Source organism: Streptomyces agglomeratus, from assembly GCF_001746415.1.
GTDB classification, from domain to species: domain Bacteria; phylum Actinomycetota; class Actinomycetes; order Streptomycetales; family Streptomycetaceae; genus Streptomyces; species Streptomyces agglomeratus.
In genome coordinates, this window is record NZ_MEHJ01000001.1 from 5,212,726 (window position 1) to 5,229,558 (window position 16,833).

The window sequence follows — 16,833 nt, forward strand, 5'->3', positions numbered from 1 at the left end:
CGGCCTCGCGGCGTACTCCCATAACCTCACCCAATGAACCGAGAGCTCAGGGTGGCGGCCTACGCCGTGTGCGTGCGGAACGGGCGGGTGCTCCTGGCCCGCTGGGTGGCGCCCGACGGCGCGAAGCGGTGGACGCTGCCGGGCGGCGGGATGGACCACGGCGAGGACCCCTACGACACGGTGATCCGAGAGGTGGAGGAGGAGACGGGTTACGCCGTCGAACCGGTCCGGCTGCTCGGCGTGGACTCCATCACCCGCCGCTACCCGCGCAGGCTCGGTACGTTCGCCGACTTCCAGGGCCTGCGCGTGGTGTACGAGGGCGAGATCACCGGCGGCGAACTCCGCCACGAGACCACCGGCTCCACGGACCTCGCGGCCTGGCACCCCCTGGAGGACGTCCCCGGCCTCGACCACGTGGAGCTCGTCGACACGGGCATGGAACTGTGGCGCACGAAGCCGGCGGCGGGGCGGGTGGCGCTGCGGGGGGTGTGAGGGCGGGGCGCGGGTGCGGGGAGGGCGCGGGTTGAGCTTCCTGCCCGGCGGGCAGCCATACCCCGCCGCACACCCGCCCCCACCCGCACTCGCGCACCCGAACCCGCGTCCCACAGCCGCACCCGAACCGCACCCGGCACTCCCCACCCCCGGGTGATCCCTGTTCGGTGATCGGCGTTGCGCGTTGCGGAGCCGTTAACGCTCAGGCCATTCCCGGTGTCAACGATCCAGAGGAGGCAAGGGGTCCCGCCCGCCGGGTCCGCCCCCTGCCCGGCCGATGCGACACCGCACCCCGGGGAGACCGCGCCATGTCACGCCTACGCTCCGCAGCCGAAGCCGCCCTCGATCGCCGTTCCTTCCTCGCCGCGACCGGAGCGGTCGGCGTGTCCGCCGGCATCGGGCTCGCGCTGCGCCCGGACACCCACGCCCGCACCGTCGCCGCTGCCGGCCCGCCCGGCGCCGCACCGGCCGCCCCCGCCGCCCCGGGGGCGTCACCGGCCGCACCGCCCCGTGTCCCCGTCCCGGGGTGGTTCCCCACGACCCTGCGTACCGTCGCCACACCGCGCGGCTCCGCCTCCGGCTACCGCCGGCTCGGCCCGGGCCCCGGCTGGAAGCGCGTCATACGGACGCAGCTCGCCGCCGCCCGCTCCGGGCGCGCGGAGCGGCGTACCGCCCTCGCCTCGTTCGTACAGCTCACCGACCTCCACCTCACCGACGTCCAGCACCCCGTACGTACGGAATACCTGCGCGCGCAGGCGGCCGGCGCCTGGCGTCCGCAGGAGGCCCTCACCGTGCACGGCGCGATCTCGCTCGTCGAGCGCGTCAACGCGCTGCGCGGCGGCCCGGTCACCGGAGCGGACCTCGGCTTCGTGATGACGACCGGCGACAACACGGACAACAACTGCAAGGCCGAACTCGACTGGTTCCTGCGGACCATGAGCGGCGGCCGCATCACCCCGGACACCGGTGACCCCGCCCGCTACGAAGGCGTCCAGGACTCCGGTCTGCCCCTGTACTGGCACCCGGACGCCGCCCTGCGCGACGCCGACAAGCAGCGCGGTTTCCCGCGCCTGGAGGGCTACCTCGCCGCCGCCCGCCGCCCCGTGACGAGCCCCGGCCTGCGCCTGCCCTGGTACTCTACCGTCGGCAACCACGACGACCTGCCCAGCGGCTGCTTCGCCAACGGCAACGGCTCCGGCTACCTCGCCGAGTTCGCCGTCGGCGGCCGGAAACTGCTGTCGCTCCCGGTCGGGGAGGCGCGGGCGCTCGAAGCCGTACTCAGGAAGGGGACCGACCCGCGCGGCGGCTATTTCACCGACCTCCTGCGCCGCGAGACCCGCCGCATGCGCCGCGTCACCCCGGACGCCTCCCGCGCCCCCTTCACCCCGCGCGAGTACGTCGAGGCCCACCTCGACCCGGCCTACGCCGGAGCGGGTCCGGCCGGCCACGGCTACACCCGCGAGAACGCGGACACGGGGAACCTCCACTACTCCTTCCGCATCTCCGACGGCGTGCTCGGCATCAGTCTCGACACGACCGACAAGGGCGGCCACTTCGCGGGCTCGATCGGCAGAGCCCAGCTCGACTGGCTGAAGCGCACGCTGCTCGCCCACCGGGACGACCACGTCATCGTCTTCAGCCACCACAACAGCTGGACCTTCGACGACGGCGGCGGCGAGAAGCTGGTCGCCCTCCTCAAGCGGAACCGTAATGTCGTCGCCTGGATCAACGGACACAGCCACCGCAACGAGATCCTCGCGCACGGCGGCTTCTGGGAGATCTCCACCGCCTCGCACGTCGAGTTCCCCCAGCTCGCCCGCATCGTCGAACTGACCGACAACCACGACGGCACGCTCTCCCTGTTCACCACGCTGATCGAGTCGGCCACCCCCCACCGCACGGACTACGACGACCTCTCCCAGACGGGCCTGGCGGCGCTCTACCGCGAGCTGTCCCTCAACGCCCCGGGAGCCCGGCAGAACCTGGCGGGCCCGCCGGAGGCCCGGAACACGGAACTGCTGCTGAAGAAGCGCTGAGACGGCCGGACCGTCAGCGCGGCAGCACCACCACATAGGCGGGCGGCTCCCGGTCGCCCGCCGCCATCAGGGCGGTCCGTACGACGGTCGCCTGCTGCTCCGGGGTTTCCCGCAGCTTCTTCGGCGTGATGTGTACGACGGTGATGCCGAGCCGCTCCAGGTGCTCCCGCTTGCGGGCGTACTCCGACCATTCGCCGAGCTCTCGGCTTCGCTCGGGAGACCCCGGGGCGTCCTCGTTCGGGCGGGGCGCACGTGTGTCCAGCTCCACGGCCACGGCCTGGTCGGGCCAGTAGATGTCGACACCCCCGAGGTGGGGGCCGCCGGGCAGCCGCAGGTCGACGTTCCACAGGGGGTCGGGCAGCCCGTTGTTCCGCACCAGCGCGTACAGCCGGTCCTCGGCGATGGCCCGCCCTTCGGCGAGCAGCGAGTTGACGGCGTCGATGACGTGCGGCCGGGAGAGCAGCCGCGCGAGGGTGAGCTCCTTGACGACGGCGGCTGGTTCGCAGTGCCCGCCGCGCACCGCCTCGGTGAGCAGGCGGCGTACGGCGTCGGCGTCGGTCAGGTGCGCGACGGCGTCGGCGAGGGCGCGGGCGACCGGGGCGACGGGCAGGCCACCCGCCTTCTGGGCCGCCGGCATGGCGTGAACCCGGATCAGCCGCGCGCAGCCGGTGGAGCGCAGCCGCCGGGTGCGCGGCACCAGTACGTCGATCCGCTCCAGGGAGAGCGGGGAGGGAGCGGCGGAGAAGCGGTGCAGGGCGAGCGCGGCCAGCCCGGTGATCATGACCTCTCCGTACGAGCCGGCCTCGCCCTCCGTCCGGACCTGCGCCGGAACCACCGTGCCGAGGGCGGACCCGGTGGGCCGCCCCGCGTACAGCAGGGCGGCGTGCAGTCGCTCCTCGCTCGTGGGCGGCCCCGCGTGCAGGACGTAGACGCCGGGCAGGATCTGCTGCCAGGGCCCGCCGGGCCGGCACTGCGCGGCCGCCTTGGCGGCGGACACGCCGTGGGCCCGCAGCTGCGCGGCGCAGAGCACGCGGCGCCGGGCGTCGGTGAGGTGGCTGAGGGGGCGGGGGGAGACCGGGGTGTTGTGGTTCATGTCCCGGGGTTTCCCACTGGCCCCCCACCCCCTAACCGCTGTTACACAGCCGTCGACATTCCGGGACAACCCCGCACTAAAGTACGGCCGTTCGATTGCCGAAACCCCACCCGCCGCACGAGCGGCGCTCAACGCGCCGCCGCGAGCCCGGCCGGCCGCTCACACCGCCGCCCCCCGGTCGCACGCCTGCCCGCGCAGCGCACGCGCCAGGTCGTCCCGCGCCTCCAGGACGAGCCGCCGCAGCGCCGGCGGTGCGTCCGGGTGGCCGGCGAGCCACGCGTCCGTCGTGTCCAGCGTGCCCTGGTGGTCCTGGAGCCCGGGGAACAGCCCCGACACCACGTCCATCCCGATCTGGATGGACCGCTCGGACCACACCCGCTCGATCGCCGCGAAGTACTTCTGCGCGTACGGGGCGATCAGCTCCCGCTGCCCCGGCTGCACGAAGCCGTCGATCGTGGCCACGACCAGCGCGTTCGACAGCGAGTCGGACTCCACGACCGCCGCCCACGCCTGCGCCTTGACCGCCTCGGAGGGACGCGACGCGAGGCACCGCACCTGGTGCCGCTTGCCGGAAGCGGTGTCGTCCCGCGCAAGCTCCGCGTTGATCACCTTCTCGTCGGCGACGCCGTGCGACGCGAGCGGTCCGAGGAACGCCCAGCGCAGCTCCTGGTCCACCTCCAGCCCGTCGATCTTGGCCGTGTCCTCCAGCAGCCCCTGGAGGAGCTGGAAGTCGGAGGCCCGGCAGGCCGTCGCCGCGAAGAACCGCGCCCACGTCAGCTGGTGCTCACTGCCCGGCTCCGCGATCCGCAGCTCCCGCAGGGCGCCCTCCGCGAGCGACTGCCCGCCCTGCTCGCGCCACTCGGGCGCCGCGTAGTGCGTCAGCGCGGACCGTGTCCACGCGTGCAGCATCTGGAGCACGCCGATGTCCGTCTCGCGCCCCGCGAACCGCAGCACCAGATCCACGAAGTCCCGCGCCGGCATCAGCGCGTCGCGCGTCAGGTTCCACAGCGCGGACCAGCACAGCGCGCGCGCCAGCGGGTCGGTCACCTCGCCGAGGTGGGCGCGCAGCGTGGCCAGCGACTCGGCGTCGAAACGGATCTTGCAGTACGTCAGGTCGTCGTCGTTGACGAGCACCAGATCCGGCTTCTCGCTGCCCGCGAGCTCCGCCACGACCGTGCGCGGCCCGGCGACGTCCACCTCGGCCCGCGCGTAGCGCACGAGCGCACCCGTGCCCTCCTCGCGCCGGTACAGCCCGACGGCCACCCGGTGCGGTCGCAGCTCGGGGTGCGACTCGGCGCTCTCCTGGAACACCGCCAGCTCGGTGATCCGTCCGGCAGCGTCGTACACGACCTGCGGCGTCAGCGAGTTGACCCCGGCCGTCTGGAGCCACGCCCCCGACCAGGACGCGAGATCCCGTCCCGAGGTCTCCTCCAGTACGGCTAGCAGGTCCTGGAGCCGGGTGTTGCCGTACGCGTGGCGCTTGAAGTACCGCCGGGCGCCCTCCATGAAGGCGTCCTTCCCGACGTACGCGACGAGCTGCTTCAGCACGGACGCGCCCTTGGCGTACGTGATCCCGTCGAAGTTGAGCTTCGCGTCCTCCAGGTCGTGGATGTCGGCCGTGATCGGATGCGTCGAGGGAAGCTGGTCGGCGCGGTACGCCCAGGCCTTCCGGTTGTTGGCGAAGGTGATCCACCCGTTGGTGAAGCGGGTGGCCTCCACCATCGAGTACGACCCCATGAAGTCGGCGAAGGACTCCTTGAGCCACAGGTCGTCCCACCACTGCATGGTGACGAGATCGCCGAACCACATGTGCGCCATCTCGTGGAGGATGACGTTCGCCCGCCGCTCGTACGACGCCCGGGTCACCTTCCCGCGGAAGACGTACTCCTCGCGGAACGTCACACAGCCGGGGTTCTCCATGGCGCCGATGTTGTACTCCGGCACGAAAGCCTGGTCGTACTTCCCGAAGGGGTACGGGAAATCGAAGGTGTCGTGGAAGAAGTCGAGCCCCTGCTTCGTGACGGTGAAGATGTCGTCCGCGTCGAAGTGCCGGGCCAGTCCCTTGCGGCACATCGCGCCGAGCGGGATCTCCAGTTCGGTGCCGTCGTCGAACGTCCGCCGGTAGAGATCGCTCTCGTAGTGGTACGGCCCGGCGACGAAGGCGGTGATGTACGTCGAGATCGGCTTGGTCTCCGCGAACCGCCAGACACCGTCGTCCGCCACCTCGCCGGCGCCGTTGCTCCAGACGGTCCACCCGTCGGGGGCGGTCACCTCGAACCGGAACGGCGCCTTCAGGTCCGGCTGTTCGAAGTTGGCGAAAACGCGGCGGGCGTCGGCGGGCTCGTACTGCGTGTAGAGGTAGACCTCGCCGTCCTCCGGGTCGACGAAGCGGTGCATGCCCTCGCCGGTACGGCTGTACGCGCACTGTGCGTCCACGACCAGCACGTTCTCCTCGCGCAGCCCGGACAGGGCGACGCGCTTGCCGTCGAAGACGGCGGCGGGGTCCAGCGGCTCGCCGTTGAGGGTGACGGCCGTCACGGACGGGGCCAGCAGATCGGCGAAGGTGGCGGCGCCGGGCCGCGCGCACCGGAAGCGAATGGTGGTGACCGAGCGGAACGTCCGTGGCCCGTCCGCGGCACTCTCCCCGCCGTCCCCGGTCTCGCCGACCGCCGATCGCAGGTCGAGGGCAACTTCGTACCCGTCGACGGACAGCAGTTCGGCCCGCTCGCGGGCCTCGTCGCGGGACAGATTCTCACCGGGCACGGGCACTCCTTCGTGTCTCGTCTGAACCTCCCGATCCTCGCACGCGGCGCCGGCGCCCCGAGCGGGGGAATGCCTCCGGTGGCCGGTGGTGTTGGCACGGTCAGGTTGCGACCGCGCTATTGAGGAGAGACATGTCGGAGAGCTCGCAGAACGGCAAGACCACGGCGGACTTCTGGTTCGACCCGCTGTGTCCGTGGGCCTGGATGACGTCCCGCTGGATGCTGGAGGTCCAGAAGGTCCGCGATGTCGAGGTTCGCTGGCATGTCATGAGCCTGGCCGTACTGAACGAGGACAAGCTCGACGAGCTGCCGGAGCAGTACCGCGAGCTGCTCGGCCCCAAGGGCTGGCGCCCGGTGCGTGTGGTGACGGCGGCCCGTGAGCTGCACGGCGACGACGTCGTCGGCCCGCTCTACACGGCGCTCGGCACGCGCTTCCACAACAAGGACGAGGGCGCGACCCTGGAGGCGATAGCGGGCGCGCTGGCGGACGTGGACCTTCCGGCGGACCTGATCGCGTACGCCGACAAGGACACGTACGACGCGGAGGTGCGCGCGTCGCACAAGGTGGGCATCGACAAGGTCGGCCAGGAGGTGGGCACGCCGGTGATCTCCGTCCCCGGCCCGAACGGCGACGAGATCGCCTTCTTCGGCCCGGTGGTCACCCCGGCGCCGAAGGGCGAAGAGGCGGCGCGCCTGTGGGACGGCACGCTGATGGTGGCGTCGATCCCCGGCTTCTACGAGATCAAGCGCACGCGCACGCAGGGCCCTGTCTTCGACTGACGTCCCGGGCGAGGTGCCGCCCGGGACGCAGCCGGCCCCCACGAGTCACGTCCTCGTGGGGGCCGGCCGTTTTCATCCGCCCGCACGTGAAGGTTGAGAAGACGATCACGAGCAGGAGGTCCTTGTGCGGCGCGTTCCCGGCCCTTACGGAGCCGACAGCAGGTTGTACGAGCTCTTCCTGGCCGCCGCGTAACGCTTCGCCACGTCCTGCCAGTTGACGACCTTCCACATCGCCTCGATGAAGTCCACCTTCTGGTTCTTGTACTGAAGGTAGAAGGCGTGCTCCCAGGCGTCGAAGACCAGGATCGGCACCGACCCCTGGCCGACATTGCCCTGGTGGTCGTAGATCTGCTCGACGATCAGGCGGCCGCTGACCGGCTCGTACGCGAGCACGCCCCAGCCCGAACCCTGGGTCGTTGCGGATGCCTTGGTCAGCTGGGTCTTGAACTTGTCGAAGGAGCCGAAGGACTCGGCGATCGCGTCGGCCAGCTCACCGACGCCGTCCTTCTCCAGCGGCTCGCCGCCGCCGTCGCCGGTCATGTTGTGCCAGTAGATGGAGTGCAGGATGTGGCCGGAGAGATGGAACGCGAGGTTCTTCTCCAGCCCGTTGATCGCTCCCCACGACTCCTTGTCGCGCGCCTCTTCGAGCTGTTCGAACGTGTCGTTGGCGCCCTTCACATAGGCCGCGTGGTGCTTGTCGTGGTGCAGCTCGATGATCTGCGGGTTGATGACGGGTTCGAGCGCCGCGTAGTCGTACGGAAGTTCAGGAAGTGTGTAAATGGCCATGTCCGAGCCCTCCGACTGCTTATTGCGACCGATGTGCAAGTGCAGATTAGCAGCAGGAGGGCTCGAAGTGGATCAGTCCCCGGTCGTCCCCCGGTCTCGGGACCGGGCCGCGTCGCGCGCGAGGACCGCGAGGTCCGGGAAGTCGGTCACGACCGCGTCGACGCCGAGCCCGTAGTGCAGGGCGTACTCCGCGAAGGCGTCACCGAAGTCGTTGGGCGCGGTGCCCCGGCGGAACTGCGCGGGCAGGAACTGGTTCTCGCAGCGGAACGTGTACGCCCCCACCTTCAGCCCCGCCGCGTGCGCGTCCGCGAGCAGCGGCGACGGCGCCACCACCGACGACTTGTCGGGCCCGATCCAGTCGGCGTACTCCGCGATCCGGCGCAGACCGTCCGGCGTCATCATGTCCTTGTACGTCTCCGGGTGCCCGTAGGGCCCGCCCGCCGTCCCCAGCGCCTGCCACAGCGGCAGCCGCAGCCGCGCGTCGGCCATCCGCAGCAGGCTCGACGGCTCGAAGGACTGCACGACGCACTCGTGGGCGCCGAGCCGGTTGCGGCGGACGACTTCGACGAGCGCCGGTTCGAGGGGCAGGCCGATCGAACGGAAGTAGCCGGGGTGCTTCGTCTCCGGGAACACGGCGATGGTGCGCCCGTACCGCTTCGACAGCTTCCTCGCCAGATCCACGACCTCCTGGAAGGTCATGACCTCCAGGCGGCCGTCGAAGACGGTGTTCCTGTTCCGGACGAGCGGCAGGCGCTCGACGGCGCGCAGCGTCTTCAGCTCGGTGAGCGTGAAGTCCTCCGTGAACCAGCCGGTGACGGACCGCCCGTCCACGGTCTTCGTCGTACGACGCGACGCGAACTCGGGGTGTCGCGCGACGTCCGTCGTCCCGGAGATCTCGTTCTCGTGCCGTACGACGAGGACATGGTCCTTGGTCGGTACGAGATCGGGCTCGATCCAGTCGGCACCGGACTGGACGGCGTGTATGTACGAGGCGGCGGTGTGCTCGGGGCGCCAGCCGGCCGCGCCGCGATGCCCGATGACCACGGGGCCCCTGGGCCGCCGTGGCTCGGCGGCGACCGTGGGGGAGGTCGCGGCGACGGCGGCGGTGGTGGCCCCGACGGCGAGGAGTAAGGAGCGGCGTCTCGGCTGTGATGCGGGCATACGAGTCTCCCTGCTAGGTGGATTCGGGGCGGCGCGAGTGCACGATAGGCCGCCCCTCTGCTGTCCCGGGCGGCGCTAAGCCCTCATTTCACGCAGTGGCCGGTCGCAGGCCACGCCGGCGTCACTCGGTACGCCGGAGCGGACAGCCCGACCCCGCGACCCGGCCACGGTGCCGGGAGGGGGCGTGGCGGGGTGCTCCCCGCAGGGTGTCGAACGCGGCGGGCCCGTACGTGCTGCAGCGCTGCCCGAAGGTTCGGCGCCCGAGGAGACGCCCCGGCGCGGCACCGCCCCCGAAGCCGGCCCGCCGAGCCGCCAAGTACCCAGCGGGAGCCCCGGGCACGGGAGTTCAACGCGCGCCGTCGGCGCGACCCGCCGCCCGTGCCCGCGCCCGTACGCGGGACTCGGCCAGGCGTGCCAAGTGCGCCGCGTACTCCACCCCGTACAGCTCCACCCGCCCCGCGTCCGGTTCCGCCACGGCCGTGGGGCGGGTCCACTCCGTCACGTCCAGCTCCACCCCGTACCGCGCCGCAGCCGCCAGCACCGCGCCCCGCGCCCCCACCTCGCCCTCGACCACGCGGATCGGACGGCCGAGCACGTCGGCGAACAGCCGCAGCCACGCGGGGGAACGCGTTCCTCCCCCGCACACCGCCAGCGTGCCGGTGAGGCCCGCAGCCTCCAGACAGTGCCGGGCGGCGAAGGCGATGCCCTCACACGTCGCCCGTACGAGGTCCCCCGCCGTCGTCTCCAGCGAAACGCCCGTCAGTTCCGCCCGCAGCCGCGGCTCGACGAACGGCGCCCGTTCCCCCGAAGGCGCGAAGTAGGGCAGGACGCGCACCCCGTTCGCCCCCGGCGGCGTCGCCTCCAGCAGCGCGTCGACCTCCGTGTGCCGTACGCCGGTCGTCTTCAGCACCCAGTCCAGCGCCGCCGTGCCCACCATCGCCGGCATGGCCCGCAGCCACTGCCCCTGCCGGTCGGTCGAGATGTGGAGCCCGGCGGGCTCACCGCCCTCCAGGTCGAGCACGTCCGTAGCGACCAGCGACGCCAGGCACGTACCGATGATCAGCAGCCCGTCCCCCGGCCGCGTCACCCCGCGCCGAGCGCGCACGCGGGCAGGTCGTACGGGCCGTCCGCGATCCGCGTCCCCGGCGGCAGACCGGGGCCGCGCGTCTCGCCGACCGCGACGGGGTCGGCGACCGGGGCGAGCAGACCGCGCCGGTGGCCGAGGCCCAGCAACTCCAGGGTCTCGTCGTCGTACGTCCGGGTCCGAGGATCGAGGAACGGCATGGACGCGTCCGAGACGTCCGTCGCCCGGACCCCCGTCAGGCGCTGGAACACCATGTCCTTGCAGTACAGGGCGGTGGCGGCCGTATCGAGCGCCTTCGGCTCGTGCCGGTCGAGCCATGCCAGCACCGGACCCGGACACCCCGGGAACATCGCGCTGCCCGTCCGCCGGAAAACGGAGGTGAAGACGTCCGACGCCATCCACGCGTCGAGGATCTCGTGCGCCCGGCCGTCCATCCAGGACACGGCCGGCCGCACCGGGCGCCCCCGCCCGTCCACCAGCCACACCCCGTCGCCCTGGCCGGTGAGCCCGGCCAGGGCGACGGGGCCCGGCAGGCCGGCCGTCAGTGTCGTGAGGACCTCGACCACCGCCGCGTACACCTCGTCCATGTCCTGCTCGACGAAGCCGTCACGGATGTCGAGCGCGACGGATCGGGACTCGACCGCGATCTCCCGTCCCGCCGCGTCGAAGGCCGCCGCCTTCACCATCGACGTGCCCACATCGATACCGACGTACAACATCCCGGACGACCTCCTCAAGGTCAGGTCACACGAAGGCCGGGCCAGACGCGGACCCCACCAGGACCACCCCGCTCACGCACCGCCCTCACGTCAGGCAGTGCGCCAATGCTGGTCCCCCGGCGTACCGCGCCACCTCCGCCGCAGCGATCCGCGCCGCCTTTTCCGCCACCTGGCGGCTCGCCCCGCCCAGATGCGGGGTCATCACCACCCCGGGCGCACCGCGCAGCCGCGTCCCGGCCGGCAGCGGTTCCTGCTCGTACGTGTCCAGCGCGGCCGCCGCCAGCCGCCCGCTCTCCAGCGCGTCGCACAGCGCCTCCGTGTCGACGAGCGGCCCCCGTGCCACGTTGACCAGCACGGACCCCTGCGGCAGCAGGCCCAGCTCGCGGGCCCCGAGCAGGCCGCGGGTCTCGTCGGTGAGGCGCGCGTGCAGGGTGACGACCCGCGACCGGGACAGCAGCGTGTCGAGCGAGGCCACCCGTACGCCGTGCACATCACCGCGCACGTACGGGTCGTACACCTCCACCTCCGCGCCGAACGCGCACAGCACCCGCGCCACCCGGCTGCCGACAGCCCCGTAGCCGATCAGCCCGACCCGCGTGTCCTCCAGCTCGGACCCGCACCGCTCGTACGTGAAGTACGAGCCGTCCCAGACCCCGCGCCGCCCCAGCGAGTCGTGCGCCTCGGGAATGCGGCGCATCGCGGCCAGCATCATCCCGACCGTGAACTCGGCGGTGGCGGCCGCGTTGCGGCCCGGCGCGAAGCACACCTTCACCCCTCGCGCCCGCGCCGCCTCCACGTTGACATTGACCGGACCGCCGCGGCAGACGACGATCAGCCGCAGCTCGGGGGAGGCGTCCAGCACCCGCTCGGTGAACGGCGCCATCTGCGTCACGCACACCTCGACGCCCCGCAGTGCCTCGATCAGGGCGTCCTGGCGGTCACTCGCCTCGTCGACCTCCGCCACTTTCGTGAAGGGTTCGAGCGGCCAGGGCAGCGTGAGTTCGGTCAGCTCGAAGGGGGACGCGGTGACGGCGGCCTCCAGAGCCTCGCGGATGAGCGAGTTGAGGACGAAGTGGTCACCGGCTGCCAGGATTCTCATCGCAGGGCCTCTCCTGTCTCGGCGTCGAAGACGTGCGTGAGCCGCGGGTCCGCGGCCACCCGCACGGTGTCGTCCCGGTCGAGGCGCACCTCGGGACCGGTCTGTACGACGAGGGGCTCGGCCACCCCGTCGAGGACGAGCGTGGCGATGCCCGACTCCAGGAGCGGTTCGTGCGCGCTCACCCGCGCCCGTACTCCGGCCCCGTCCGCCACCAGGCGCAGATCCTCGGGCCTGATGCCCAGCACCACCTCCCGCCCCGCCGCGAGCCGCACGGGAACGGCCGGACGCACCGTGTCCGAGAGCCGTACGCACCCGTCGGCCGTGGCCACCCCCGGCAGCAGATTGATCGCGGGCTCCCCGACGAAGTCGGCCACGAAGAGATTCGCCGGGCTGTCGTAGATCTCGTACGGGGTGCCGAGCTGCTGGATGACGCCGTCCTTCATCACCGCGATGCGGTCGGCGAGCGACAGGGCCTCCTCCTGGTCGTGCGTGACGAGGATGGTGGTGTGCCCCAGGTCCTGCTGGATGCGCTTCAGTTCACGGCGCGTCGTGTCACGCTGCGCCGCGTCCAGGTGCGACAGCGGCTCGTCGAGCAGCAGTACGTCCGGCTCGCGGATCAGGGCCCGCGCCAGCGCCACCCGCTGCTTCTGCCCGCTGGAGAGCCCGCCCGGCCGCGCGTCGAGCAGCTCCGACAGACCGATCCGCTCGGCGATGTCCCGTACCCGGGACGCCACTTCGCCCCGTGGCCTGCCGCGCGCGGCGAGCCCGAAGCCGAGGTTGCCGGCGACGGTGAGTGGCGGATACAGCGCGTAGTTCTCGAAGGCGACCCCGATGTTGCGCTGCCGGGCGGGGACCTTCACCACCGACGCGCCGCCGACGAGGATGTCCCCGCCGGTCACCGACTCCAGCCCGGCGATCATCCGCAGTGTGGTGGACTTGCCGCAGCCGGAGGGCCCGAGCAGCCCGAGCAGTTCACCAGGGCGCAGCTCCAGGTCGATCCCGCGCACGGCCTCCACCTGGGGGCGGCCCCGCGAGGTGTAGGTCTTGCGCAGCTCGCGCAGTACCAGCTCAGTCATGGTCCGGGCCTCCTGTCGCCCCACGCGCGGCGGTGAGCGCCGGACACACCTCGTACGGCACCTTGTGCTCGTCGAGGTCGCGCAGCAGCTCCGGCGCCGCCCCGTCGTCGACCAGTACGAGATCGAAGCGGGACAGCGGGGCGAGCCGGTGCAGGGCGACGCGGCCCAGCTTGGAATGGTCGAGCAGCAGCACGTTCCGCGCGGCCGAGTCGAGCATGGCCCGCTTGACGGAGACGATGTGCTGCTCCTGGTGGTAGGCGAAGCCGCCGGAGACGGCGGAGGTGGACGTGAAGCAGATGTCGACCTGGAGGAGCTGGATCGCCTCCGTGCAGGAGACGCCCAGGAACGACGAGTGCAGCGGGTCGTAGTCGCCGCCGAGCGCCATCAGGTGGATGCCGCGTTCCCCCGACAGCAGCGTCAGCGCTTCGAGGAAATTGGTGACGACGGTCAGCGGGGTGACGGCCGGGGAGCCGCCCGGGGCGACGAGCCGGCGTGCTATCTCCAGCGTGGAGGTCGAGTCGTCGAGCATCACCGCCATGCCCGGCTCGATGAGCCGCAGAGCGTGTTCGGCGACGGCGGCCTTCTGGGCGCGCATCGTCTTGAGCCGGTACGCGACGTTCGACTCGAAGACGCCGGACGGCTGGGCGGTCACCCCGCCCCGGAACTTCCGTACCAGCCCCTGCCGTTCGAGCTCGTCCAGGTCGCGGTGGATGGTCATCAGGCTGACGTCGAAGCGCTCGGCCAGCTCGGCGGCGGTCGCCGACCCCGCCGCCAGCACCCGCTCGGCGATGGCCGCCTGGCGGGGTGCGGGGCCGCGCGCCCGCGGGTCGCCGCTCATCCGGTGATCCTCCTCCCGGGCTCGCCGTCCGCGCCGTCCGCCTCGAACAGCAGCAGGCTCTCCGGCCGTACGGTCAGCCGCACCGGGGCGTCCGGCCGCAGCCCGGCGGCGTCGGCGCGCGGCACGACCAGCGACAGGTGCTGCGCGCCGAGCCGCACGGTGACCTCGGTGGCGCGGCCCAGGACCTCGGTGATGTAGACCGTGCCCATGAGCTCGATGCCGCCGGGGCCGGGGCCGGCGGAGCCCAGCGACAGGTCGCGCGGCCTGACCCCGATCTGCACGGGAGTGCCGGGCGCGACGGACCGTACCGCCGCCGGGGCCGACGGGATCTCGAAGAAGCGGTCCGCGGACAGGAAGGTCCCGTGAGCGGTGACCGTCCCCGGCAGCAGATTGATGCGGGGCCTGCCGAAGGAGCGGGCGACGAAGGTGTCGTACGGCTGGTGCCAGATCTCCTCGCGCGTACCGGTCTGGACGATCCTGCCTTCCCGGATCACCCCGATACGGTCGCCCAGCGCCAGCGCCTCCACCGAATCGTGCGTGACGTACAGGGTGGTGGTGCGCCGGACCGCCCCGATCGCCTTCAGCTCGGCGCGCATCGCCTGGCGCAGCTTGGCGTCGAGGTGGGACAGCGGCTCGTCGAGGAGGAACGCGCGGGCGGGGCGCACCAGGACGCGGCCGAGCGCGACGCGCTGCCGCTGCCCGTTGGACAGCGCGCCGACCGGGCGCTCCAGCAGCGCGCCGATGCCGAGCAGCTCGGCGATCTCACCGATACGCTCCCGCGCCTCGGCGGCCGGCAGCTTGTACCGGGGGGAGCGCAGGGGCGAGGCGAGGTTGTCGTACGCGCTGCGGTGCGGGTAGAGGGCGTACGACTCGAAGCACATCGCCACGCCCCGGTCGTACGGCTCGACTCCCGTCATGTCGGTGCCGTCGAGCGAGACCGTCCCCGACTGGGGCTCCTCCAGCCCGGCGACGGTCTTGAGCGTCGTGGTCTTGCCCGCGCCGGACGGCCCGAGCAGGCAGAAGAACTCCCCTTCCCCGACGTCGAGATCGAGACCGTCGAGCGCGATGTTCTTGCCGTACGTCTTGTGAATCCCGCGCAGCGAGATCGCGGCGGTGCTCATCAGGACTTCACCGCCCCGAAGGAGAGCCCGCGCACCAGGTAGCGCTGGATGGTGAGCGCGAGCAGCAGCGGCGGGACCACCGACACCAGAGCGGCGGCGGCCGTCAGGTTGTACTTGGGGCGGTCGCCGCCGAGGAAGGACAGCGCGCCGACCGTCACCGTCTGGGCCTCGGACGACGTGAGGATGAGCGGGAAGACGAAGTTGTTCCAGGCGAAGATGAAGGCGAGCAGTGACACCGCCGCGATGCCCGGCCTGACCAGCGGCAGCGCGACCTTGAAGAACGCCTGTTTGCGCGTGTAGCCGTCGAGCAGCGCGGCCTGCTCCACCTCGGGGGAGAGGTCGGAGAAGTACGAGCGCATGATCCAGACGATCAGCGGCAGCGTGACGAGCTGGAGCACCCAGATCATGCCGACGTACGTGTCGAAGAGCCCGAGCTTCTGGTAAAGCACGAACAATGGGATGATCACGGTCAGTTCGGGCGCGAACCGGAAGGACAGCAGCGTGAACATGAGGTTCTCCGAGCCCCGGAACCGCCACCGCGCGGCCGCGTAGGCGGCGGGCAGCCCAATCGCCAGCGACAGCCCCACCGCCCCCAGCGACACGACCAGACTGTTGACGAAGAACCGCAGGAACGGCACCCCCTCGTCGTGGCCCGCCCCGAGGACCGTCCGGTACGAGTCGAGCGTGGGGGCGAACGAGAAGTACGTACTGAACAGTTCGTTCGCCGGCTTCAGCGACAGGATGATCATCCAGGCGACGGGGAAGAGCGCGAAGACGAAGTACAGGATCAGCGCCCCGTCGGCGGCGATCGCGATGAGCCGGCGCTTCACTTGGGCACCTCCGCCGCCCGGTTCTGGATCTTCCCGAGATAGCGCACCAGCACCATCGTCACCAGGTAGACCACCGCCCACAGCACGATCATGTAGCTGATGCCGTACGAGTACCGCTGGAAGCGGATCGCCTCCAGGTACGCCCGGATCTGGAGCACCACGGTCGAGTCACCGGGGCCGCCCTCCGTCAGCGCGTAGATGATGTCGAAGACCTTCAGCGAGTCCATGAACCGGAAGATCACCGCCACCAGTACGTACGGCCACAGCATCGGCAGCGTCAGCTTCCGGAAGGTGAACCACCACCCGGCCCCGTCCACCGCCGCCGCCTCGAACGGAGACACCGGCAGCGACCGCAGCCCGGCCAGCGCCAGGATCGCCACGAACGGCGTGTAGACCCACACGTCCACCGCGATCGACGAGAGCAGCGCGCCGGCGGGGGTGTCCGTCCACTGCACCCCGCCCATACCGAAAGGTTTCAGCAGGTAGTTGACGACGCCGACACTCGGCTGGAGCATCAGCTTCCACATGATCGCGGCGATCACGGGGGCGATCATCAGCGGCAGGATGAGGATCTTCTCCAGTACGCGCCCGACCCGCGTCGACCGGTGCAGCAGCAGCGCCACCGCGACTCCGAGCACCGTCTCGACGGCCGCCGCCCCCACGGCGTACAGCACCGTCACCCAGGCCGAGTCCCAGAACGACGACTCGCCGAAGATCCGCCGGTAGTTGTCCAGCCCGACCATGTCCGGCCTCGGCTTGCTCGCCGCGAAGTCGAAGAGCGTGTAGTACAGCCCGAGCCCGAAGGGGTAGAGGATCCCGCCGGTCAGCAGCAGAGCCGGAACGATCAGCAGGTACGGCCGCAGCGCGCGCCGTCGGCGCGGAACGACACGCGCCGACGGCCCGCTTCCCCCGTGCGAGGCCGCCCCGTGGTCGGTCTCGGTGAGGGGCGAGGACAT

General features: G+C 71.6%; 13 protein-coding genes and 1 pseudogene. 3 read left to right on the top strand and 11 right to left on the bottom strand.

Annotation, left to right across the window (positions count from 1 at the left end):
* Positions 1-33 precede the first annotated feature (33 nt).
* Together AS594_RS22665 and AS594_RS22670 are read left to right on the top strand one after the other, a co-directional pair.
* Positions 34-492 carry an NUDIX hydrolase gene (locus AS594_RS22665; protein WP_069928738.1) on the top strand — a complete coding sequence of 153 codons (459 nt, stop codon included), beginning with the start codon at positions 34-36 and terminating at the stop codon, positions 490-492.
* Between the two features lie 308 nt (positions 493-800).
* Positions 801-2,528, top strand: a complete 1,728-nt coding sequence (locus AS594_RS22670; RefSeq protein WP_069928739.1) for a TIGR03767 family metallophosphoesterase — start codon at positions 801-803, stop codon at positions 2,526-2,528.
* Positions 2,529-2,541: 13 nt separating this feature from the next.
* On the opposite strand, the gene AS594_RS22675 is transcribed toward AS594_RS22670, so the two are convergent.
* Positions 2,542-3,621, bottom strand: a complete 1,080-nt coding sequence (locus AS594_RS22675; protein WP_069928740.1) for a hypothetical protein — start codon at positions 3,619-3,621, stop codon at positions 2,542-2,544.
* Between the two features lie 159 nt (positions 3,622-3,780).
* Positions 3,781-6,384: an aminopeptidase N gene (pepN, locus tag AS594_RS22680; protein ID WP_069935322.1), complete on the bottom strand. Its 2,604-nt coding sequence runs from the start codon at positions 6,382-6,384 to the stop codon at positions 3,781-3,783.
* A 131-nt stretch (positions 6,385-6,515) separates the two neighbouring features.
* Here pepN and AS594_RS22685 point away from each other — a divergent pair, with 131 nt between their 5' ends.
* Complete coding sequence (locus tag AS594_RS22685) at positions 6,516-7,163, top strand: mycothiol-dependent nitroreductase Rv2466c family protein (RefSeq protein WP_069928742.1); 648 nt, start codon at positions 6,516-6,518, stop codon at positions 7,161-7,163.
* Positions 7,164-7,307: 144 nt separating this feature from the next.
* Here AS594_RS22685 and AS594_RS22690 read toward each other — a convergent pair whose 3' ends face one another.
* The 9 genes and pseudogenes from AS594_RS22690 to AS594_RS22730 form a co-directional block, all read right to left on the bottom strand.
* Positions 7,308-7,949, bottom strand: coding sequence for a superoxide dismutase (locus tag AS594_RS22690; protein WP_069928743.1), 642 nt, complete (start codon positions 7,947-7,949; stop codon positions 7,308-7,310).
* Positions 7,950-8,021: 72 nt separating this feature from the next.
* Positions 8,022-9,110: a glycerophosphodiester phosphodiesterase family protein gene (locus AS594_RS22695; RefSeq protein WP_069928744.1), complete on the bottom strand. Its 1,089-nt coding sequence runs from the start codon at positions 9,108-9,110 to the stop codon at positions 8,022-8,024.
* A 346-nt stretch (positions 9,111-9,456) separates the two neighbouring features.
* Positions 9,457-10,910 (bottom strand): annotated as a pseudogene (locus tag AS594_RS22700) (FGGY family carbohydrate kinase).
* An 88-nt stretch (positions 10,911-10,998) separates the two neighbouring features.
* Positions 10,999-12,012, bottom strand: coding sequence for a 2-hydroxyacid dehydrogenase (locus tag AS594_RS22705; protein WP_069935323.1), 1,014 nt, complete (start codon positions 12,010-12,012; stop codon positions 10,999-11,001).
* Positions 12,009-13,088, bottom strand: coding sequence for an ABC transporter ATP-binding protein (locus AS594_RS22710; RefSeq protein ID WP_069932292.1), 1,080 nt, complete (start codon positions 13,086-13,088; stop codon positions 12,009-12,011). The genes AS594_RS22705 and AS594_RS22710 overlap by 4 nt, the downstream gene beginning before the upstream one ends.
* The gene (locus AS594_RS22715; protein WP_069928748.1) at positions 13,081-13,926 is read right to left on the bottom strand and encodes a DeoR/GlpR family DNA-binding transcription regulator; all 846 of its coding nucleotides are present in this window, start codon (positions 13,924-13,926) and stop codon (positions 13,081-13,083) included. The genes AS594_RS22710 and AS594_RS22715 overlap by 8 nt, the downstream gene beginning before the upstream one ends.
* Entirely contained in the window at positions 13,923-15,047 is a 1,125-nt protein-coding gene (locus tag AS594_RS22720) for an ABC transporter ATP-binding protein (protein WP_069928749.1), read from the bottom strand. Before AS594_RS22720 ends, AS594_RS22715 begins: the two co-directional genes overlap by 4 nt.
* Positions 15,047-15,877: a carbohydrate ABC transporter permease gene (locus tag AS594_RS22725; protein WP_069928750.1), complete on the bottom strand. Its 831-nt coding sequence runs from the start codon at positions 15,875-15,877 to the stop codon at positions 15,047-15,049. The genes AS594_RS22720 and AS594_RS22725 overlap by 1 nt, the downstream gene beginning before the upstream one ends.
* On the bottom strand, positions 15,874-16,833 hold the full coding sequence (locus AS594_RS22730) for a carbohydrate ABC transporter permease (RefSeq protein WP_079144456.1): 960 nt from the start codon (positions 16,831-16,833) through the stop codon (positions 15,874-15,876). The genes AS594_RS22725 and AS594_RS22730 overlap by 4 nt, the downstream gene beginning before the upstream one ends.

Bases quoted from the DNA above. Each gene is read 5' to 3' on its own strand.
- AS594_RS22675 (WP_069928740.1), bottom strand. From the start codon at position 3,621: ATGAACCACAACACCCCGGTCTCCCCCCGCCCCCTCAGCCACCTCACC.
- AS594_RS22720 (WP_069928749.1), bottom strand. From the start codon at position 15,047: ATGAGCACCGCCGCGATCTCGCTGCGCGGGATTCACAAGACGTACGGC.
- AS594_RS22670 (WP_069928739.1), top strand. From the start codon at position 801: ATGTCACGCCTACGCTCCGCAGCCGAAGCCGCCCTCGATCGCCGTTCC.
- AS594_RS22705 (WP_069935323.1), bottom strand. From the start codon at position 12,012: ATGAGAATCCTGGCAGCCGGTGACCACTTCGTCCTCAACTCGCTCATC.
- AS594_RS22685 (WP_069928742.1), top strand. From the start codon at position 6,516: ATGTCGGAGAGCTCGCAGAACGGCAAGACCACGGCGGACTTCTGGTTC.
- AS594_RS22710 (WP_069932292.1), bottom strand. From the start codon at position 13,088: ATGACTGAGCTGGTACTGCGCGAGCTGCGCAAGACCTACACCTCGCGG.
- AS594_RS22665 (WP_069928738.1), top strand. From the start codon at position 34: ATGAACCGAGAGCTCAGGGTGGCGGCCTACGCCGTGTGCGTGCGGAAC.
- AS594_RS22730 (WP_079144456.1), bottom strand. From the start codon at position 16,833: ATGTCCTCGCCCCTCACCGAGACCGACCACGGGGCGGCCTCGCACGGG.
- AS594_RS22715 (WP_069928748.1), bottom strand. From the start codon at position 13,926: ATGAGCGGCGACCCGCGGGCGCGCGGCCCCGCACCCCGCCAGGCGGCC.
- AS594_RS22690 (WP_069928743.1), bottom strand. From the start codon at position 7,949: ATGGCCATTTACACACTTCCTGAACTTCCGTACGACTACGCGGCGCTC.
- AS594_RS22695 (WP_069928744.1), bottom strand. From the start codon at position 9,110: ATGCCCGCATCACAGCCGAGACGCCGCTCCTTACTCCTCGCCGTCGGG.